The organism is Butyricicoccus sp. OF10-2, assembly GCF_003481925.1.
Classification (GTDB): domain Bacteria; phylum Bacillota; class Clostridia; order Oscillospirales; family Butyricicoccaceae; genus Agathobaculum; species Agathobaculum butyriciproducens.
Window position 1 is genome coordinate 69,444 of the sequence record NZ_QUMC01000003.1, and the last position, 20,645, is coordinate 90,088.

A 20,645-nucleotide genomic window follows, 5' to 3' on the forward strand; every position below is an offset into this window, starting at 1 on the left:
GTATTCAACTGCTTATCGGATATATTCCACAAGTGCGGAAAAGCGCGCTGCCAGTGCGCTCCACAGACCGTGCAGCGTCATGCTGTCGTCTGCAACGGTGACAAGATCCGGATTGGTCAGCTCCACATATTCGATCTGCGAATTGTCCATCTTGACCATTCCGAGCGTGTCCGTGGCGTACTGCTCTACCTCATCCATGTTCATGCTGTTCATCTGCTTGGTCGTCAGAGAAACATTCTCCGACTGCAGCTCGCTGAGCAGGTCGCTCTGCTCACTCGCTTCCGCGGTAAGCTGGGTCAGCTGCATCTGGCAGAACAGGATAAACGCCGCCGTGATCGCCACCAGAAAAATGCACGGATACACGCCCTGCATCACAGCAGGCTTGCGGCGGTGCTTCTTTTTCTTGACCGGCGCTGCCGCTACCTGCAGATGGCGTTTCGGCTGTACCTCACGCTGCGCAGGAACCTGATCTTCATATTTTCTTGCCGCGTTGTTCCTGCCAGAAGCCATCTTGCGCTTTCCTTTCTTTTGAATTTGCTTTTTCGGTTTAGATTTTTTCACAAACCCGGAGCTTCGCGCTTCGGGCGCGCGGATTCTCCTCAATTTCCCTTTCATCCGGCAGGATCGGCTTGCGCGGCGTCAGCCGAACCTTCGGCTTTTTGCCGCAGATGCATACCGGAAAGTCCTTCGGACAGGTGCAGCCCTGTGCCGCCTGCTGAAAAGCCGCCTTGACGATGCGGTCCTCCAGGCTGTGGAAGGTGATGACCGCCAGTCTACCGCCCGGATTGAGACAGTCGATGGCTTTTTCCATTGCTTCCCGCACCGCGCCCAGCTCATCGTTTACCGCAATGCGGATCGCCTGAAAGCTGCGCTTCGCCGGATGCTGCTTTTCTCGCAGCGCTTTCGCGGGCATGGCGCCCTTGATTACACGGACAAGCTCCAGCGTGGTCTGGATCGGCTTGTCTGCGCGTTCGCGCTCGATCGCCGCTGCGATCAGCGGTGCGTAGCGCTCCTCGCCGTACTCAAACAGAATGCGGCGGATCTCCTCACGGCTCCAGCCGTTCACCACATCATATGCGGTCAGCTTCTGCTGCCGGTCCATGCGCATATCGAGCGGCGCATCCTGCATGTAGGAAAAGCCGCGCTCGGCATGATCCAGCTGTGGAGAGGAAACGCCGAGGTCGAACAGAATGCCGTCCGCACCTGCCAGTCCCTGTCCCTCGAGCACCTTGTCGATATCGCGGAAGTCGCTCTTGACCGGTGTGACACGCTGCCACACATCCTTGAGGCGGTCCATCGCGTTTTCGAGTGCTTCGTCATCTCTGTCAATGCAAATCAAACGACCGGTATCATGCAAACGCTCCGCAATGCGGAGCGAGTGACCGGCGCCGCCGGTCGTGGCGTCCACATAAACGCCGTCCGGCTTGATCTGCAGAGCCTCAAGGCAAGGCTCAAGCAAAATGGATACATGATGAAATTCCATAGTTCCCTGCCCTTTTGTTAAAAATCAATATCTTCTACGTCCGCGGCAACAACTTCCGCGTCGATCTCGTCATTGTAAGCGCGCCACTTGTCGCTGTTCCAGATTTCCGCGTGGTCGAGCTGACCGATCACGGTAACATCCTTCTGCAGCTCCGCAAAGGTACGCAGATTTGCGGGAATGAGGATGCGGCCCTGTGCGTCGAGCTGTGCATCGAACGCATTGGCGAAGTAGTAGCGCTTGACGCGTCTTGCCTTTTCGCCGTTGCCAAGCGTGCGGATCTTGTCCTCCAGACGCTTCCATTCCGCTTCCGGATATACGGACAGACAGCCATCGAGGCCCTTGGTGACCGTGAAGTGCTCGCCGAGCTCCTCGCGCAGCTTGGCCGGCATTGCCAGACGACCCTTAGCGTCTATGGAATGCTTGTATTCGCCCTTCACTCATTCACACCTACCCTTCCGCTTTGGTGGAATTTGTGACACTTTACCCCACAACTCTCCACCTTGATTTTATTATAGCGGTACGGAGAATAGATTGCAAGATATTTTTTGCATTATTGCACGAAAAATTCGGGCGTTTTTCTTGCAAATTTTATAGTTTTCGCAATTTTTACGAACAGTTGTTCGATTGTGTTCGTATGCGGTGTTTTCCTGCATTTTACTGCGAAGTGGAGAGTTATCCCAAAGCTTATCCACAGAGTGTGTATTTTTGTGCAATCTCAGCCGGACATTTTTCAGGTTGGTGGCACAAAGTGGGTGTAAGGTTCTCTTTTTCGGTGCCGGTGGTGAGGAGTGGGTGATGGCGTGGTGCAGACAAAGTGACGGCTGTTATCAAATAAAATTCGCAGGTGCCGTCCGCAACAACGCGTAAGCAAATTGTGCGGCACTGTCATGCCGCACCCAGCGTAGAGTTGCCGATATGTGTAGCAGTACGCTGTCTGTGAACTGCAAATTTTTCACGAAAGGCACGCAACGGTAACCCAACTGCCGTTCCTCTATTTCGCAGCGGTCGCCGCTCTCTGGTTTGCGCCAGACTCTTTTAGGAAAGGGGTGATTCACAAGAGGGTGGAAACCTTGGTGTCTACCCTCTTGTGCGCCCGCCGCGCAGGCAAGAACCGTTCGCCTATCCGGCGAAAAACTCCCGCCCGTTAGAAACGAACACGCTCACGCAGTTCGTGTCTCCCAGTCACCCTGTGCCGAGAAAGGCTACGCAGAATTCCCGTTGTGCCGGTACCGCAAAGAACACGAAAAAGCAGCCACCCGAAGGTGACTGCCTGCATTTCGGTTTTACTTTGCGATGCTCTTGAAGCGCTGGCGTGCCTTGCGGACCTCCTCCAGACCGAGAGCCACTGCCTCCTCGGTACGCTTGAGGGTATCCTCGCAGTACTCATTTGCCACGCGGCGCAGCTCACGAGCCTGAATCTCGGCGTTGCCTGTACTTCCTTGGCCTTGCGGCGTGCCGCTACGACGATCTCGGTCTCGGAGACCATCTGACGTGCATCCTCCTCAGCCTGACGGCGGATCGCCTCAGCCTCGCGCTTGCCGGATGCCAGCATCTCACTGCGCTTTGCAACAATTTCCTGTGCCTGCTGCAGATCGTTCGGCAGAGCCTCACGCAGCTCGTCCAGCATATCCAGCATGTGGTCACGCTCTACGATGCACTTCTCGCCTGCCAGCGGAATGCCCTTTGCGTCCTGCACCATATCATACATGCGGTTAATGAGTTCCTCTAAAGTTGCCATTTTACTCTCCCTTTCTAATTCGGCGCACAATGTCCTGCATAATCCCCTCGGGAACAAAATCGGCGACACCGCCGCCGTGTACCGCAATATCCTTCACGATCGAGGAAGAGAGGTACATATATTCCGCACTTGTCATCAAAAACACGGTATCCAGCTCAGGATTGAGCTTGCGGTTGGCAAGTGCCATTTGGAATTCGTATTCAAAATCCGAAACCGCACGCAGACCCTTTACGATGGCGCATGCGTTTTTCTGCTTGGCGTAGTCTGCCAGCAGGCCGCCGAAGGATTCCACCTCGACGTTCGGCAGGTCAGCCGTTGTCCGCTTTAAGAATCCCACACGTTCCTCGGCGGAAAAAGCGGGTTTTTTGTTCTGGTTGTGCATTACCGCAACGATCAGCCGGTCAAACATGACCGACGCACGGCGGATGATATCCAGATGTCCCAGTGTAACAGGGTCAAAGCTGCCCGGATAAATCGCAATTTTCATTTATTTCATTCCGTTTCGCCACTCTGCCGCTGCAGAATGGTAATCATGGTTGCGCCGTAGCGGCGTTCCCGCACGACTGCGAAGCCGTGGGAGAATCTGTCCTCTACTGCACTTTCGCATATTATTATACCATTTACAGAGAGAATGTCAAACGTTTCTATCTGTTTCAGCGCATTTTCTAAGATCACGCCGCCGTACGGAGGATCCAGAAAGATCACGTCGTACCGTTCCCTGCCTGCTTTGGAAACAAATTCCGCTGCCTCCGTGCGGTGGAGCGCCGCCTTATCCTTCACACGCGCACTTTCGACGTTTTTGCTCACGATGCCGTAAGCTGCCTTGTTGTGCTCGACAAAATCGCAGTGCGCAGCGCCGCGCGAGAGCGCCTCAATGCCAAGCTGACCGGTGCCCGCAAACAGGTCGAGCACCTCGGCACCGCGCACATGATCCTGTATCAGATTGAATACGTTTTCTTTTACCCGATCGGTGGTCGGGCGGGTGTTCATGCCGGGCACGGGCTGCAATTTACAGCCCCGCGCAGTTCCGGATACAACTCTCATGGTAGCCTCCTGCTGAAATTTTTTAACAATAACATCACTCTATCGTGTAGGGCGGGATGAGAGCACCCCGCCCTATGGAAACCCAGATACATCATGCGGTTTCATACTATTTATGAATCCTGATGAAAAAATTCGTAAACGCTCTGCGCGGCATTCCTCGGCAGAATCCTTGCCAGCTCCTGCTCGGACGCCTGCTTGATATTCTCAATGCTGCCGAAGTGCTTGAGCAGGTCGGTTCTGCGCTTATCGCCCACGCCCGGGATTTTATCCAGTGTGGAGCCGCGCACCTTTTTGCCGCCCAGCTTGCGGTTATACTCGATGGCGAACCGGTGGACCTCCTCCTGCATACGGCCGATGAGCGCAAACAGCGCCGGAGTCGCCGAGATGCCGAACTCACGGCCGTCCGGTGCAACGAGGGCACGGGTACGGTGGCGGTCATCCTTGACCATGCCGAAGCACGGGACAGACAGCCCGAACGAATCGAGCACCTCCTTACAGACATGCACATGACCCAGACCGCCGTCGATCATGAACGCGTTGGGCAGCGGCGCAAACTTCTCGTCGCCGTCTACATAGCGCTGCACGCGGCGCGTGAGCATCTCGCGCATGGAGGCATAGTCATCCTGCCCGTTGGCGGCACACGCAATCTTAAACTTGCGGTAATCGCTCTTTTTCGGCTGACCCTCGACAAACACGATCATCGAGCCGACCGTATCCTGTCCAGCGAAGTTGGAAATGTCGTAGGCTTCCAGCCGGAGCGGCAGTGCCGCCATACCGGTGACATTCTGCAGCAGCTCAAGCGATTTATGCCGTCTCTCGGACTGCTTCTCTCTGCGTTCGATCTCCTCGAAGGCGTTTTTCTCCGCAAGGCGGGTCAGCACCCGGCGTTCGCCGCGCTGCGGCACGGCAAGCTCCACCTTGCGCTCTGCGATGGACGAAAGGTATTCGCCGACGGCGTCCTGCTCCTCGATCTCGTGCGAGAGCAGAACGGTTTTCGCCACCGCATTGCGCTGTGCATAATACTGCTTGATGAACGAGGAAAGCACCTCGGCAGGGTCGCTCTCGGTGACGTGGAAGAACGTGTATTCCTTATCCTGCAGCGTGCCGCCGCTGTAATGCAGCACGCAGACACACGCGCGGGTCTGTCCCTGCACAAAGGCGATAACGTCCAGCTCTGCGAACGCACCGGCAACCACATGCTGCTTGGTGCCCAGCTTCTGGATAGCACGCAGGCGGTCACGCAGGACGGCGGCACGCTCAAACTGCAGTTCCTCGGCGGCTTCATTCATCTTCTCGGTGAGTTCACGCTCGAGCTTTTTTGCGTCGCCCTCGAACAGCGAGATCGCCTGTTCGATCAGCGCGTGATACCCCTCCGGACTGACCTTGCCGGTGCATGGCGCACAGCAGCGGCCGAGGTGCAGATTCAGGCACGGTCGGTCCTTGCCGATGTCCCGCGGAAAGGAACGCGCACAGCTTTTCAGGTGCAGTGCTTCACCGATCGTATCAATCGCTCGTCTTGCCGCACCGCGGCCCATGTACGGACCGAAGTACCGCGCTCCGTCATGTGCAGGCTTGGAGACAATTTTGAAATCCGGATAGGACAGAGTGGTGTCCAGCCGCACATAGGGATAGCCTTTGTCGTCCTTGAGCAGAATGTTGTACTTCGGCTTGTACTTCTTTATCATCGAGTTTTCGAGCACGAGCGCTTCAAACTCGCTGTCCGTGACGATGATATCGAAGTCATCGATATGGCTGACCAGCTGGCGCGTCTTGGCGTTCAGCCGTTCGGGAGGCTGGAAGTAGTTGGACACGCGGTTGCGGAGCAGCTTGGCCTTGCCGACGTAAATCACCTTTCCGGTCTTATCCTTGTGCATATAAACGCCGGGCTGCATGGGCAGCCTGCGCACGCGCTCCTTCAGCTGTTCTCTTGTCATGCGGACTGCCCTCCTTGCCCTCAATCGTCATTTGCAAAAATAAAAGCGCCGATCAAAACAACCGGCGCTTTTCCCTCAGGACGCGATAACTTAGTCAGTAAAATTGGATGTGATAAGCTCAACCAGTGCGGAAACAGCCTCTTCCTCATCCGGGCCATCAGCGATCAGGTTGATGGTAGTGCCCTTGGTGATACCCAGGGACAGAATGCCGAGCAGGCTCTTCGCGTTTACGCGGCGCTCTTCCTTTTCTACCAGGATGGTAGACTTGAACTCATTTGCCTTCTGAATGAAAAAAGTTGCCGGGCGGGCATATAAGCCTACCTGATTGGTAACCTGTACCTCTTTTGAATACATATCTGCATCGCTCCTATTTCTTCAAATCCGTTGTATATAGTCTATCGCTTTTTTGCATTTTCGTCAAGGACTATTTCCAGATGTGCCCTTTGCTTTTTAAATGAATTTTTCAAAAAACGTACTGATTTATAGGGCATTATGCCCTATTCGCCGGTTTCCGATTCCTAAAACAGGTATTTTTAGGGCAATACCACATAATTCATTAAAAGAAATCTATGCGTAAACTGTGCAGGATTGCCTCAGCGCAATTCGACGATTGTTACGCCCTGCTCTCCTTCGCCGTAAACACCGCTGCGGACGCTCTTGACGCGCTTGTTTTTCCGCAGATGCTGCTGCACAGCCGTGCGGAGCACGCCGGTTCCCTTGCCGTGGATGACCGTGACAGACGGCAGTCCGGCCATGATGGCGCGCGACAGGAAGTTGTCCACCTCGAAGAGGGCCTCCTCGGCGCTCATGCCGCGCACATCGACCTCGCTTTCCGCCGAGCGGATGTTGAGTTCTCTGCGCGGAGCGTCACGCCGCGGCTGCGGCTTGGGCTTAGGCGCGTTCTTCTTCTCCTCGACGAGGCGCAGCTCGTTCTCCTTGACCGTCATCTTCATCGGGCCGGCCTGCACCTGCACGCCGCCGTCCCTGTCCGCCGGAGCAAGCACAGTCGCAATAACGCCGCCGACGTTGAGCAGGCGCACGCGGTCGCCCTTCTGCACCGAACGGATCTCGTCAGCCTCGACAACGCGCTTCTGGATGCCGCGGCGCTGTTCGTTCTCGGTTTGGGTGATGACACCGCGCAGCGCCGCCTTGGCTGCCGCGAGGTTCTGGTCGGCGTTCTTCTTCTGCGCCTTCTTTTTGAGCGTTTCCAGCTCATCAAACACGGTTTCCGCCGTCATGCGGGCATTTTTGAGGATGTTGTCCGCCTGTCCGCGGGCGCTCTCCATCATCTTGTCCACACGATCCTCGGCGGCATCGCGCTCGGCACGCATCTTGTCGCGCTCGGACTGCGCCGCAGAGCGCATGCGCTGCGCTTCTTCCTTCATCTGCTCGACACGGCGGCGTTCGCGCTCCAGTTCCGCCAGAACGTCCTCGAAGCGGGCGTCCTCGGTGGAGACCTGCTCCTTCGCCCGCTCGATGATGGTCGGCTGCAGACCCAGACGAGCCGCAATCGCGAACGCATTCGACTTGCCCGGAATACCGGTCAGCAGACGGTAGGTCGGCTGCAGGGATTGACGTCAAACTCACAGGAGGCGTTCTCTACACCGTCCGTGGTCAGCGCAAAGGTTTTCAGCTCGGCGTAGTGCGTGGTCGCAGCAACGCACGCGCCCATCTGGCGGGCATAGCCGATGACGGCAACCGCCAGTGCCGCGCCCTCGACCGGGTCGGTACCCGCACCCAATTCGTCGAACAGCACGAGGTCGCCCTGCCCGCAGCAGTCCATAATAGACACGATGGTCTTCATGTGCGCAGAGAACGTGGACAGGCTCTGCTCGATGCTCTGCTCGTCACCGATATCGGCGTAAACATGCTCAAACAGGCCGATTTCCGACTGTTCATTCGCCGGAATATGCAGGCCGCTTGCCGCCATGAGCGACAGCAGGCCGAGCGTTTTGAGCGAAACCGTCTTGCCGCCGGTGTTCGGACCGGTGATGACGAGGGTGTCGTAATCGTAGCCGATGGCGATGTCAATCGGCACCGCCTTGTCCTTATCCAGCAGCGGATGACGCGCACGGAGCAGCTTGCAGCGGCTGCCGTCCTCGACCAGTACGGGCGCACAGGCGTTCATATCGAACGACAGCTTGGCACGCGCAAAGATGAAGTCCAGCGTGGTCAGCGCATCGTAGTCCTGCTCGATGGCGCCCTTATACATGGACACGCGCGATGACAGTTCCGCGAGAATGCGCTCGATCTCGTTTTCCTCGCGGCCCTCGAGCACCTTAATCTGGTTGTTGATTTCCACGACCTGCTGCGGCTCGACGAACACGGTCGCACCGGTGGACGAGGTATCGTGCACCAGACCGGGCACATCGCCGCGGTGCTCCACCTTGACCGGCACAACGAAGCGGCCGTTTCTCTGGGTGATAATATTCTCCTGCAGGTACTTGGAGCGCTCGCCCGAGATCATGCGGTTGAGCGTTTCGCGCACCTTGCCGGACACGCGGCGCAGTTCACGTCGGATGCTCAGCAACTCGGGAGACGCGCCGTCCGCGATCTCCTCCTCGGAGATGATGGCGGTCGTGATAGATTCCTCCAGATCACGGTTGCCGGAGAGCAGACCGAAAATGGGCGTGAGCGTGGTCTTGGTTTCGTGCTCGGCATCGTACAGCAGAGCACGGCGCGCGGTCTGCAGCAGGCTTGCCACCGCCAGCAGCTCGCGCGGATTGAGCGTACCGCCGCGGTCCGCGCGGGACAGGATCGCGCCTACCTCTCGGATGCCGCCAAAGGCAGGACTGCCCTGACGAACCATCAGGTCCTTCGCGTCCGTGGTCTGCTGCAGCCACAGCTCGGCCTGCTCGTGGTCGTCCAGCGGACGAAGTGCACGGCATTTCTCCTTTGCCGCCTGGGATGCCGCCTGTCCGGCCAGTTTTTCCAGTATTTCGTAGTATTCCAGTGTTTTAAGGGATTTTTCGCCTAATTTGTTCATTTCAAACTCCCGTAAAATCTTCTTGTTGTTTATTCGCTTTCGCAGGGTGCGCCGAGGTCGTCGCACCCTACGATATAGCTGTGCATTATCTTATAACTGCGTTTACCCCATCCAAACCAGCACCGCCATGACCGCCAGCGACACGATGACAAGCACCATATTGCCGCGCCAGATGCGCAGCAGTGCTGCACCGGTCTCGCCGCTTTCCTCGGCAACGTACTGCCACTGTTCTCTTCGACCGGGGTTCCAGAACCAGATAAAGCCGAACTCGGCAGCAATGCGCTGATAGTCCTCAACCGGCAGATTGGCCTTGCAGTCGTTCAGGAAGTACCGTCCCAGCCACAGCATATATCCGATGGCGCACAGTACACCGAGCAGCAGCGCAGGCATTTTTACGCTCGGTATGAGCCAGAACAAGGCAATCACACAGACGTCTGTAAGAATCAGGTTTTTGGTTACCTTCCACATGGAAACTGCTTTGCGATCCATACCGCTGCTCCTTTCTCGGGATAGGTTTGCATATCTGATGATAGATCGTGCAGGCTCGTCACTTCTACACTCTTCTACACAGTTATTTTATAGGCATCTGCAGCGATTGATAAAACTGCAGACTTTCGAACCCGCGTCCGAGGTGGTACTTCACATACTCCTCGGCCATGCCGCAGAACTGCTCTCTGGCGGGTCCGCTGAGTGCGAACGCATAGACCTTGTTCGGCTCGGCTGTAAGCACATGAAGCATCGCCCGCAGGTACTGTCCACAAGCTGTGCATAACCGCCGACTCTCCCCGCGCACTTTGCGTCCGCGGCTGTGCCCGCCCGAACGGAAAAGCACACCGGCGGGTTCTCTATCACCTCGCTGCACACACCGCACGAGGTTAAATCCGGTGCGTAGCCGCTCTCAGCCATAATGCGCCACTCGAAAGCTGCCTTGACAAGCTCGGGGTTGCGTTTGCCGCCCTCGAGTGCGTATAGCGCGTACAGCAGCAGACGGCACAAGGCCGGATTGTCAAAATCCGGCACAGTCAGAGCGGTTGTCAGCTCGTTTAAGTAGCACGACAGCGCGTACTTCTCAATATCGCCTGCCAGCGCGAAAAACGAGTGTACCAGGTCGGCGTCCCGCAGGGTGTACCTGCCGCCTCTGTCCGACAGAATGAACTCCGAGTAGCACAGCTGCCGTGCCGCCGGATTTTGCTTTTTTCCGCGCCGCGCGTTCTTGCACAGGATTTCAATCCTGCGGCCGTCCTCGGTCAGTGCGGTCAGATAGCGGTCAAAGTCACCGAAATCCACCTCGCGCAGACCGAGTGCCCGCAGCTTGACCTCGGCCATTTACTGATCCTCGTAGCCGAAGTTGCGCATCTGGTACTGGTTGTTGCGCCAGCCCTCCTTGACCTTGACCCACAGCTCGAGGAATACCTTGGCATCCAGCATGCGCTCGATGTCCGCGCGCGCCTGCTGGCCGATTTCTTTCAGCATCGCGCCGCGCTTGCCGATGATAATGCCCTTGTGGCTGGCCTTCTCGCAGTAGATCACCGCGTTGATCTCCACCAGACCGTCCTCGCGCTCGTTCCAGCGCTCAATGCCGACGGCTACACCGTGCGGAACCTCGCGGTCGAGCAGGCGCAGCATCTTCTCGCGGATAATTTCAGCGACAAGCTGACGCTCCGGCTGATCGGAGACCATGTCCTCCGGGAACAGCTGCGGGCCTTCGATCGCATACTTGTCGATTTCGGTGAGCAGCTCCTCTACACCCTCGCCTGTGCGTGCCGAGATGGGCACAACCGCGTCGAACTCATGTGCTGCCGCGTAGGTCGCAATGACAGCGAGCAGCTCTTCCTTCTTGACGGTGTCGATCTTATTGATAACGAGGATCGCCGGCATGTGATGCTGCTTGATCTGTGCAATCAGGCTTTCCTCAGCAGGACCGATGTTCGGGATAGGCTCTACCACCAGAACGGCAACGTCCACCTCGGAAACCGTGTCCGTCACCACCTTGCACATGTAGTCGCCCAGACGGGAGCGCGGCTTGTGCAGACCCGGGGTGTCCAGCAGAACATACTGCGTTTCACCGCGGCTGAGTACGCCCGTAATGCGCGTGCGCGTGGTCTGCGGCTTGCTCGATACGATAGCCACCTTCTGGCCGACCAGCTTGTTTGTCAGCGTGGATTTGCCCACGTTCGGCCGTCCTACAACGGATACGACCGCAGTTTTTGTAATCTTGCTCATTATTTATCTCCAGTACAGTAATTGAGAATTGAGAATGGAAAATTGAAAATGTCGCTATTCTTGCGCGAGTTCCGTCCGCGCTGCGACGAGCTATTCTTGCGCGAGTTCCGTCCGCGCTGCGACGAGCTATCCTTGCGCGAATTCTCCATTTTCCATTCTCCATTATTATTGAATTCTTCCAAAATGAAAAACGAACCAAACCGCAAACGGCACGGTGACCACAACCGCCATGCCAAGCCACAGCCTGTACCACAAAAATTTGATGGCTGCCGCAAGCACGCCGTTTCCGATAAAGATACACGCGCCGACCGCGACGCACGCTGCCGCGCACACAAACACACCTGCCGCCGCGATATCCTTCGCGTTGCGTACCATGCCGTCATACCCGCTCGCCTGCTTGTCGCACAGGCGCTCGATGGCGGTATTCAGCAGCTCCGCGCCCATGGTAAGGCCGAAGCAGATACACAGGATGGCCGCTTCGGTCATGCTCACGCCGCCGAACACGCCGAACAGGATGACGTAGAACGCCGCCGTCATGTGCACGCGGAAGTTGCGCTCGTCATGGATGCACAGCCGCAGACCGCGGAAGGCGTGCAGAAAGCTCTCGCTCAGTTTTCGAATATTCTTTTTCATGGCTCAGTCCCGCGTCAGACCGAGGAACGCAAGGTTGTCCTCTTCCTTGCTGCGCATCAGGCGAGTGTCCTCGTCATTGCGCTCGTGGTCGTAGCCGAGCAGATGCAGCACGGAATGCGTGGTCAGGTAGCCGCACTCTCTTGCAGGCGAGTGCCCGAACTGCTCTGCCTGCTCACAGGCGCGCGTGTAGCACAGGATCATATCACCGAGCATGACACAGCCGGAGTCCGGTTCGGCCTCCAGCTCCTCCTGCGGCTCACCGTTGAGGAATTCGTACATCGGGAACGAGAGGACGTCTGTCACGGCATCCTTATTCCGGTACTCGGCATTCATCTCGCGGATGGCGTCGGCATCGACAACGGTAACGTCGATTTCGGCGTCAAAGTCCACCTGCTCGCTCGTCAGCACGCGCTCGGCGCAGGTGCGAATAAGCTCACGCACGCTGTTTTCGTCTGCTACCTCGGTCTCAAAGCCGATATTGATCTGATGATTCATCATTTTCCCTCCTTGCGGCGGGTCGGAAGGCGCTTTCCTGCCGGTTTTGCGGCAGGCTTGCCCTTGCCCTTTTTGTTTTCGTACTCTGCATACGCCTTGACGATGCGCTGCACTAGCTCATGGCGCACAACGTCCTTTTCGGTCAGGAAGCACTGGGCGATGCCCTCTACGCCGTCCAGCACGCGCAGCGCCTCGCGCAGACCGGACTGCTTGCCGTCCGGCAGGTCAATCTGGGTAATATCGCCCGTAATGACTGCCTTGGAGCCGAAGCCCAGTCGGGTGAGGAACATTTTCATCTGCTCGGGCGTGGTATTCTGCGCCTCATCGAGAATAATGAAGCTGTCGTCGAGCGTGCGTCCGCGCATGTACGCAAGCGGAGCAACCTCGATGGAGCCGCGCTCCTGATACTTGGTGAAGTTTTCCGCGCCGAGCATATCGAACAGACCGTCATACAGCGGGCGCAGATACGGGTCTACCTTGCTCTGCAGGTCGCCGGGCAGAAAGCCGAGCTTTTCGCCCGCCTCGACCGCCGGGCGGGTCAGGATGATACGAGACACCTGCTTGTCCCGAAAGGCCGCAACAGCCGCCGCAACGGCGAGATAGGTCTTGCCGGTACCGGCAGGGCCAACGCCCATGACGATAGTGTTCTTGCGGATAGCCTCCATGTATTTTTTCTGGCCGAGCGTTTTCGCCTTGACCGGCTTGCCCTTGGCTGTGATGCACAGCACATCGCGGCTCATCGTGTGAACCTCGCTCTCGCGGCCGTCCTTTGCCAAACCGATGACGTACTGCACGGTCTGGGTGCCGATGGATTCTCCGCGGCCTGCCATCGCCAGCAGCGCCGTAATCGCGCGTGCAGCGATGGACACACCTTCGTCCTCGCCGGTGATTTTCAGCTCGGTTCCGCGGCTGATGACCGAGACGTTCAGTTCCCGCTCGATCTGCTTGATGTTTTCGTCAAATGCACCGAATACTGCCATCAGCAGTTCGGTTTGTTCAATCTGCATTACCTGTTCTATGATTACACCCTCTTATGTTTAATTAGTAATTAGAGTTAGGAATTAAATGTTAGTTTTCATCCGTGCAAGGCAGGAGGCAGGCGCTTTCCCTGTCGTTACCTGCTCTCCTGCGGATAGTGTTTATCTATCAAATAAACTGTATGCAAGTGTATGTATCTGTTGCAATAACTCGTTCAACATACAGTTGCATACGGTTACATACAGTTAATTTTCATATATCTGCAGCAATACATGATGTTTTACCGTAGGGTGCGGCAAGGTGAATTGCGGCAACGCCGCAAGAGAAGGTGCCCTGGGGTACGACTCGGCGCACCGTTGTAAACAATCTGCACATTGCCTAACCGTAGGGGCGAACATTGTTCGCCCACACAACGTAAAATCATACGTTTTTCCAATTGTGAATCCAGTTTCCAACCGCGACAATCAGCCACACCACCGAAACCGCCGTCGGCAGAAACATTGCGGCAGCTGTGGACGTCATAAAATTCGTCACGCCGAAAAACGGCACGAGGAACACACTAAACGGCAGCAGCACCGAATTTGCCGGAAGGATATCCACCGTCATAAGCAAACCGGCTGCCGCACCAATCGCAATCAGCGCCGATGCAATCGTCAGCAGACACATTGCGGTATTGTGTTTCCGCCATGCGCACACCAGTAGCGATATCAGCACGATAAACACCGCGCTGACGCAGAATTTGCCTGCACTCGCGGAACCGCCGTGAAGCCAGTCCGAGCCGTTTACGGCAAATGCTGCTGCGGTGCTCAGTCCTGCGAGAATCGTCGCGGGTTTACGGTTCATAGGCGTCTCCTTTTCTGTCTCTACGGCACCTGCTCCATCTCCGCATTTTCCTCCGGAACGGTACTGTCATCCACGGCCTCGGTGCCGATCTGCTCCTCGGCGTGGACGGTGAGGTACAGCACTGCCGCGCCGTTCTGCTCGGTGAGCGTTTCGCTGTGGCTCGTCACCATGCCGTCGATATCCGCGGCGGTCTCGCCCAGTGCGCGCGAGAGCATATCCACCCGCACGTCCTCGGCGGTGCGCGTCGTCGGCTCCCGCTCGTAGAATGTATACGTTTGTGTGACCAGCGCCACCGGCAGCACCACGCTGTCCGACAGCCAAAAATGTCTGGTCGTTATTATTTTATCACAAGTACCCCCTGCAATTCCACTGCCAATATAGAAATTTAACCGTTTATTTCCCATCACCAGTGCATATTGATGACGAATTTTACCCGTATACCGCTTTCTCTGCTCGGTGAGCGGCCGCGCTGCCCGAACCGTATGCGTGGTGTACGCCTGTACGGTGCCGTGCGCATGCGCTGTGCGGTACTTTCCGCCTTCGCGTGTCGGCTCCACCAGACCGCTGATGAGCGTATCACCGGTCTGCACGGCATCTCCTGCCTGCACCATTGGCTGTCCCTCGAGCGCACGCACCTGCGTTACCACACCGTCCCGCGTGGCCACCACCTTGGTGACCGCGTGCTCGTCCAGTACCTCCGGCGGGTCGGTACTGCCGTAGGCGACCACGGTCAGGCTGTTGCCCCGCAGATTGAGCGAAAAAAACGTGATATTCGGCTGCAGCTGCATCATCTTCCACCGTATCTGACGGGTGTTCAGCTTCTTGATGGGCATGCCGATATGCACCCCCATTTCGCTCAGCTGCTGCATGACAGCCATCTCATCTATCGCCGGTGCGATCTCGGTCTGTATCGCCCATACATGCGTGCCGAGCAGCCAGCACAGCGCCGCGGCGAATACGGCTCCGCCCCAGAGCGCCGTACGCGGACGCAGACGCGCCGCAAGGAACGGCAGACCGCGTTTCCGGAGAATATGCACGCGGCATCCCGTGCGTCCCATGTGCCGCCTGAGCGTTCGGAAATCCCGGATGGACAGGGTTGCGTGCAGCTCATTCCATGCCGTGCGGTCCATCTGCCGCAGCGTGATACCCTGCGCCGCGCACAGGTTGAGAAACCGCGTCAGGCTTGCGCCTGTCACGCGCACGCGCACCTGCCCGCAAGCCAGCAGCCACAGCCGCCCGATCATTCGCGCTCCTCCTTCCTCACTCGGTCGTAATGTATTCCACCGACGAGATCACGCCGATCACCGCCAGTTCGTCCATGGAAAGCGCCGTCAGCTCCAGGTCTGCACCCAGAATGCGTACCTCGCACCCGCGGCATCTGACGCGCAGGATGCTGTCGTCGTATTCCTGTATGCCGCAGTGGTTCTCCACGATCACCCGGCTGTCTCCGAGGATTTCCACGCGCGGGCGGTTTGGGTGGAGGTCCTCCATGAGTTCGGCGTATAAGTTATCTTTCAGCATATCGCGCCACCTTCATATCGCATTTTACCTTCTCCGTAGGCAGGTATAACGGTATATGTTATGTATCAGCGTACTGAAACTTTCCTGCTTCTCATACACTGTTCCGAGGTGACGCTATGAAGCTGTTCTTATCGCTGGCTCTTTTTGCCGCGTTTTTGCTTTGCCCGACTGCCTGCGCGGATGGTGTCCGCGAGGGGCTTTCTTTAGCCGCAGCGCAGGCTTTACCGGCTTTATTTCCGTTTTTCGTTGTCAGCGGACTGCTTGTCCGCTGTGATACCGCGCGGCTGTCGCCGCTGCTGGCGAAGCCGCTTGCCCGCTTATACGGCCTGCCGCCCGAGGCTGCGCCTGCTCTGGTGCTCGGACTCATCGGCGGGTATCCGGTCGGCGCCGCGACCGCGTGTGCGCTGCTCTCCGAGGGTGTGCTATCCCGCGAAGCGGCAGAGCGCGTGAACCGCTTCTGCAACTGCGCCAGTCCTGGCTTCTGCATCGGACTGGTAGGGCTCGGCGTGTTCGGCTCTGCGCAGGCAGGCGCGATGCTGTACGGGATACATATCGTTTCGGCACTGATCGTCGGATTGTTTTTCGCGCGTACCCCGTTATCTGCCTTGTCGCAGCGTATCCATAACCGGAACCGCACCTCATTCCCCTCGATTTTCTGCGCGTCCGTACAGCAGGCAGCATCCACGGCGCTGACGGTAACAGCATTTCTGACCATGTTTTCCATCCTGCTGCGGCTGCTTTCGCCGGTTTTTGCACTTTTTCCATACGGAAACGTACTGGACGGCATGATCGAGCTGACTAACGGCTTAGACGAGCTGGCCGTGCTGCCGCTGCCGCGCAGAGCGCGGCTGACGCTTGCGTCCTTCCTGCTGGGATTTGGCGGACTGGCTGTGCAGTTTCAGGTGCGCGCCCTCGCGGAAGCACACGATTTGCCGGTTCACGGCCTGTTTGCCGCAAAGCTGCTGCACGGTACGCTCGCAGCTGTGCTGACGGCTTTCCTGTTTTCCCTCTCGCCTGCCGTGCTGACGGTTTCCTCACCGGAGCTGACACCGATATCGGTACGGTTCCGGTATACGCTTGCTGTGCTGTTCGTTTCTGCTTTGTATCCAATTTGGGGGTGGAAAAAGCGCAGGAAATGATATATAATATTTTATATACGTCCTGTATTGACCGACACCACTCGACAGGACACTTTTACCACTGATTTTAACCGATTGGAGTGACCCTACGCATGAGGCTCAAAAAGCTGCTGCGAAAAAATATAGAACCGCGCTGTACCTACTGCGCGCACGGCTCTCCGCTGGCGGACGGCGAACGCATTGCCTGCCGCAAACGCGGTGTGGTAAACGGCACCGATCACTGCCGTTCCTTCCGCTACGATCCGCTGCGGCGCACCCCGCCCAAGCCGGCGGTTCTGCGCGGGCACTTCACCGATGCCGATTTTTCTTTAGGAGATACCGATGAAGAGCAATAATTTCAAAAACCGTCTTACCGCACTGGCGCTGTGCTTTACGCTGCTGCTCGGTGCGGCGCCGATCACCCGCGCCTATGCCGTAAATGACGAGAGCGATACCTCATCGAGCCAGTCGGATTCCGACAGCTCGGACACCTCGTCCACCGATTCGGGCAGCAAGGATTCCAAGGACACCAAGGACATGACCGCCGACAATGACAAGGATGTTATCGCAGCGGCAAGCGAAGCGCCGGCCGTAACGGCTACCGCCGCCCTGCTCATCAGCCCGGATTCCGACATGGTGCTGTATGAGAAAAATGCGGACAAAAAGCGTTATCCGGCGTCCACGACCAAAATTATGACCGCGCTGCTGACGCTTGAGAATGTCAAGGATCTGAACGAGACCGTCACGGCCGAACAGGGCGACTTCACCAAGGTTACAGCAGACAGCTCGAACGCAGACATCAAGGTCGGTGAGACCGTGCGCGTCATCGACCTGCTGTATGCGCTTATGCTGCCCTCCGCAAACGAGGCGGCGTACATGCTCGCGCGCCATGTCGGCGGCACGAGCGAGCACTTTGTGGACATGATGAACACCCGCGCTGAGGAGCTTGGCTGCACCGGAACGCATTTCTGCAACCCATGCGGCCTGCACGAAGAAGATCACTACACCACCGCCCGTGATCTGTACCTCATTGCCCGCGAGGCCATGAAGAACGACACGTTCACCAACATTATCGACACCGTGCAGTACCGCATGCCCAAGACCAACATGCACGAGGAACGCATCATCTTCACCACCAACCAGCTCATCTTCAGCTCGTTCAACCCGTGGTCATACCCGTACAACAAGGGCATCAAAACCGGACACACCTCGCAGGCGGGCAACTGCTTTGTCGGCTACGCGGAGTACGGCGATGCCAAGCTGTATTCGGTCGTGCTCGGCAGTGCCACCTCGTCCAAGGAGTACCCGACGGTAGCGGCCAGCTTCACGGACACCAAATCGCTGTATAAGTGGGGTTTCACCCACTTTAAGACCAAGACCGTTGCGAAAAAGGGCGACACGCTCGCCCATGTTAAGGTAGACCTGTCCACGCAGACCGATCAGCTGGTGTTGACCGCGAAAACTGATCTGATGGCGCTGCTCCCTGCCGATGTAGAGACCGATTCGCTGGAAGCGACCCCCAATCTACCGGAAGCCGTTGACGCACCCATCAAGGCCGGCGATGTGATCGGCAGCATGACATACAGCTGCAACGGCACGTCCTACGGCACGGTCGAGTTGGTCGCGCTCAGCGATGTGGAAATGAGCCGCGTGCTCTATTACTCGGACAAGCTGAGCCATTTCTTCCAGAGCACCGTATTCAAGATCGTGCTGATCGCAGCCGCAATCTTCATCGTGCTGTACATTCTGTTCAACATCACATTCGGCGGAATCCGGCGCCGCCGTCGCCGCAAGGCGATGCGCAAGCGCTACGATAACGATGATTATCCTCGCAGACACCGCCGATAAACAATCGCATACCGGCGGTTCAGCGAACTGCAAATACAGAGGCGGACCCATGTGTCCGCCTTTCATCTTCCCCCCAAAAAATCATACGTCAAAAGGAGCCTTTTCCCATGCAAATCATCGCAGACCTGCATACCCACACCAATGTAACCGACCACGCGTTCAGCACGCTCACCGAAATGGTGCAGGCGGCCGAGGACCGCGGTCTTGCGGCTATCGCCATCACCAACCACGGCCCCACCAATCCGGACGGCCCGCACGAGTGGCATTTCTCCAATCTGGACCTTATCCCGCGCAAGATCGGCAAGGTAACGGTCATTCGCGGCATCGAATTCGACATCACCGCTCCGGCAGGCGGCATCAATGTCATTTCCAACAAGAGTCTCAAGCCCATTGAGTTTGCGCTTGCGTCCTTCCACGAGTGCATGTTCCCGCCGGTGGACAGCAGTGTGCACACGGCGGCGCTCGAGGCCATCCTGTACAACCCGTATGTCAACGCGTTCGGCCACCTCGGCAACTCCAACTTCCCGTTCGATCACGAGTACATCATCAGCCGCTGCAACGACCACGGCAAGATTGTCGAGATCAACAACGCGTCTCTGTCCATCCGCAAGGGCAGCCATGACAACTGCATGGACATCGCCCGCCTGTGCATGAAATATGAGGTGCCTATCTCGGTGGACAGCGACAGCCATATCTGCTACCGCGTCGGTCATGTGGAGGGCGCACTGGAAATGCTCGAGGAAATTGGTTTCCCGGAGGAGCTGATCATCAACAGCAGTGTGGAGCGGCTGAACAACTATTTCAAGGGCCGCGGCCTGCATTTGTTCGACGAGGAGGATTTGCTGTGAGAATCGGTATTGATCTGGGCGGCACGACCGTCAAGGCGGCGCTCTGCGCCGAGGACGGCACGCTGCTGTGCAAGGACAGCCTTCCGACCCGGACCGGCAACTCAGCCGGCCTGAAAGCAGATATGAAAACGCTGGCGCTCTCGCTGTGCAGGGCGCATGGCTGCGCGGTAGAGGACGTAACGACAATCGGCATCGGTGTGCCCGGCTCGTTTGACAAGGCGGCCTGCACCCTTCGGTTCGGCACCAATCTGGGACTGAATAACGTCAGCTTTGCGGATGCGTTTTTGCCGGAGTTCGGCTGTTCGGTGCATCTGGATAACGACGCCAACTGCGCCGCGCTCGGCGAAGCGACTGCCGGTGCGGCCAAGGGTACGCGCAACATGCTGATGGTAACGCTCGGCACCGGCGTTGGCGGCGGCATCATCATTAACGGCCAGCTGTACACCGGCTGCAACGGCATTGCCGGTGAGATTGGGCACATGGTCATCAAGAAGGACGGCGAGCCGTGCAACTGCGGACGGCGCGGCTGTCTGGAGGCGTACTGCTCAGCGGCTTCGCTCGTGCGGTTTGCCGAGCGTGCGCTCGAGGACGGACGAAAGAGCGTGCTTGCCGTACACAAGGGTCAGCTGAACGCCAAGCAGATCTGCGACGCAGTAGACGCGGGTGACGCGCTCGCGCAGGAGCTGTTCGACGAATACTGCGGCAATCTGGCGAACGGTCTGGCAAGTTTTGTGAATTTGTTTCAGCCGGAGCGCATCGTGCTCGGCGGCGGACTGGCGGGCTACGGCGAAAAGCTGCTCGAGCCGCTGCGCATGCTCACTTTCCCGCAGACCTTCCGCGGTGAGGACCGAAATACCGAGATCGTCTGTGCGTCGCTCGGCAATGACGCAGGTCTGGTGGGCGCAGCGATGCTTGCAGAGTAATCGCTTGCGAAGCGAACGAATCTTGCCTGC

General features: G+C 57.5%; 24 protein-coding genes. 5 read left to right on the top strand and 19 right to left on the bottom strand.

Going from position 1 to position 20,645, the window contains the following annotated elements; translation table 11 throughout:
• Positions 1-12 precede the first annotated feature (12 nt).
• From DXB00_RS02890 to DXB00_RS02975, 19 genes are all read right to left on the bottom strand, one after another.
• Positions 13-510, bottom strand: a complete 498-nt coding sequence (locus tag DXB00_RS02890; RefSeq protein ID WP_118360326.1) for a cell division protein FtsL — start codon at positions 508-510, stop codon at positions 13-15.
• A gap of 37 nt (positions 511-547) precedes the next feature.
• Entirely contained in the window at positions 548-1,483 is a 936-nt protein-coding gene (gene rsmH / locus DXB00_RS02895; RefSeq protein ID WP_118728984.1) for a 16S rRNA (cytosine(1402)-N(4))-methyltransferase RsmH, read from the bottom strand.
• 17 nt (positions 1,484-1,500) lie between these two features.
• The gene (mraZ, locus tag DXB00_RS02900; protein ID WP_227600590.1) at positions 1,501-1,920 is read right to left on the bottom strand and encodes a division/cell wall cluster transcriptional repressor MraZ; all 420 of its coding nucleotides are present in this window, start codon (positions 1,918-1,920) and stop codon (positions 1,501-1,503) included.
• A gap of 707 nt (positions 1,921-2,627) precedes the next feature.
• Positions 2,628-3,221, bottom strand: a complete 594-nt coding sequence (locus DXB00_RS02905) for a hypothetical protein (protein WP_243107145.1) — start codon at positions 3,219-3,221, stop codon at positions 2,628-2,630.
• Between the two features lies 1 nt (position 3,222).
• Positions 3,223-3,708, bottom strand: a complete 486-nt coding sequence (coaD, locus tag DXB00_RS02910) for a pantetheine-phosphate adenylyltransferase (protein WP_118728985.1) — start codon at positions 3,706-3,708, stop codon at positions 3,223-3,225.
• Positions 3,709-3,713: 5 nt separating this feature from the next.
• On the bottom strand, positions 3,714-4,265 hold the full coding sequence (gene rsmD, locus DXB00_RS02915) for a 16S rRNA (guanine(966)-N(2))-methyltransferase RsmD (protein WP_118285618.1): 552 nt from the start codon (positions 4,263-4,265) through the stop codon (positions 3,714-3,716).
• Positions 4,266-4,375: 110 nt separating this feature from the next.
• The gene (gene uvrC / locus DXB00_RS02920) at positions 4,376-6,199 is read right to left on the bottom strand and encodes an excinuclease ABC subunit UvrC (RefSeq protein WP_119214498.1); all 1,824 of its coding nucleotides are present in this window, start codon (positions 6,197-6,199) and stop codon (positions 4,376-4,378) included.
• Between the two features lie 90 nt (positions 6,200-6,289).
• The gene (locus DXB00_RS02925; protein WP_107632189.1) at positions 6,290-6,553 is read right to left on the bottom strand and encodes an HPr family phosphocarrier protein; all 264 of its coding nucleotides are present in this window, start codon (positions 6,551-6,553) and stop codon (positions 6,290-6,292) included.
• 239 nt (positions 6,554-6,792) lie between these two features.
• Complete coding sequence (locus tag DXB00_RS16955) at positions 6,793-7,584, bottom strand: Smr/MutS family protein (protein WP_243106024.1); 792 nt, start codon at positions 7,582-7,584, stop codon at positions 6,793-6,795.
• A 158-nt stretch (positions 7,585-7,742) separates the two neighbouring features.
• A complete protein-coding gene (locus tag DXB00_RS16960; protein WP_243107146.1) occupies positions 7,743-9,185 on the bottom strand; it encodes an endonuclease MutS2 in 1,443 nt (480 codons plus the stop codon).
• Positions 9,186-9,287: 102 nt separating this feature from the next.
• The gene (locus DXB00_RS02935; protein WP_118728988.1) at positions 9,288-9,674 is read right to left on the bottom strand and encodes a hypothetical protein; all 387 of its coding nucleotides are present in this window, start codon (positions 9,672-9,674) and stop codon (positions 9,288-9,290) included.
• 150 nt (positions 9,675-9,824) lie between these two features.
• Entirely contained in the window at positions 9,825-10,511 is a 687-nt protein-coding gene (recO, locus tag DXB00_RS02940; protein WP_119214499.1) for a DNA repair protein RecO, read from the bottom strand.
• Positions 10,512-11,408, bottom strand: a complete 897-nt coding sequence (era, locus tag DXB00_RS02945) for a GTPase Era (protein WP_118728990.1) — start codon at positions 11,406-11,408, stop codon at positions 10,512-10,514.
• Between the two features lie 165 nt (positions 11,409-11,573).
• Positions 11,574-12,041 (bottom strand): diacylglycerol kinase family protein, encoded by a 468-nt coding sequence (locus DXB00_RS02950; RefSeq protein WP_110436322.1) that lies wholly within the window; start codon positions 12,039-12,041, stop codon positions 11,574-11,576.
• Between the two features lie 3 nt (positions 12,042-12,044).
• The gene (gene ybeY / locus DXB00_RS02955) at positions 12,045-12,539 is read right to left on the bottom strand and encodes an rRNA maturation RNase YbeY (protein WP_242988007.1); all 495 of its coding nucleotides are present in this window, start codon (positions 12,537-12,539) and stop codon (positions 12,045-12,047) included.
• Positions 12,536-13,543, bottom strand: coding sequence for a PhoH family protein (locus tag DXB00_RS02960; protein ID WP_110436320.1), 1,008 nt, complete (start codon positions 13,541-13,543; stop codon positions 12,536-12,538). Before DXB00_RS02960 ends, ybeY begins: the two co-directional genes overlap by 4 nt.
• 391 nt (positions 13,544-13,934) lie before the next feature.
• Positions 13,935-14,357, bottom strand: coding sequence for a hypothetical protein (locus tag DXB00_RS02965; RefSeq protein WP_118728991.1), 423 nt, complete (start codon positions 14,355-14,357; stop codon positions 13,935-13,937).
• Positions 14,358-14,377: 20 nt separating this feature from the next.
• Positions 14,378-15,601, bottom strand: a complete 1,224-nt coding sequence (locus DXB00_RS02970; RefSeq protein WP_118728992.1) for a sporulation protein YqfD — start codon at positions 15,599-15,601, stop codon at positions 14,378-14,380.
• Between the two features lie 16 nt (positions 15,602-15,617).
• The gene (locus DXB00_RS02975; protein ID WP_116705406.1) at positions 15,618-15,878 is read right to left on the bottom strand and encodes a YabP/YqfC family sporulation protein; all 261 of its coding nucleotides are present in this window, start codon (positions 15,876-15,878) and stop codon (positions 15,618-15,620) included.
• Between the two features lie 116 nt (positions 15,879-15,994).
• Between DXB00_RS02975 and DXB00_RS02980 the strand changes: the two genes are divergently transcribed.
• The 5 genes from DXB00_RS02980 (at position 15,995) to DXB00_RS03000 (ending at position 20,615) form a co-directional block, all read left to right on the top strand.
• Positions 15,995-17,017, top strand: a complete 1,023-nt coding sequence (locus tag DXB00_RS02980; RefSeq protein ID WP_118728993.1) for a sporulation protein — start codon at positions 15,995-15,997, stop codon at positions 17,015-17,017.
• A gap of 92 nt (positions 17,018-17,109) precedes the next feature.
• Positions 17,110-17,352: a hypothetical protein gene (locus DXB00_RS02985; RefSeq protein WP_110436314.1), complete on the top strand. Its 243-nt coding sequence runs from the start codon at positions 17,110-17,112 to the stop codon at positions 17,350-17,352.
• Positions 17,339-18,844 (top strand): D-alanyl-D-alanine carboxypeptidase family protein, encoded by a 1,506-nt coding sequence (locus DXB00_RS02990; RefSeq protein WP_119214500.1) that lies wholly within the window; start codon positions 17,339-17,341, stop codon positions 18,842-18,844. Before DXB00_RS02985 ends, DXB00_RS02990 begins: the two co-directional genes overlap by 14 nt.
• Before the next feature lie 107 nt (positions 18,845-18,951).
• Positions 18,952-19,692, top strand: a complete 741-nt coding sequence (locus DXB00_RS02995; protein WP_119214501.1) for a phosphatase — start codon at positions 18,952-18,954, stop codon at positions 19,690-19,692.
• Entirely contained in the window at positions 19,689-20,615 is a 927-nt protein-coding gene (locus DXB00_RS03000) for an ROK family protein (protein WP_158581247.1), read from the top strand. The genes DXB00_RS02995 and DXB00_RS03000 overlap by 4 nt, the downstream gene beginning before the upstream one ends.
• Positions 20,616-20,645: the final 30 nt, after the last annotated feature.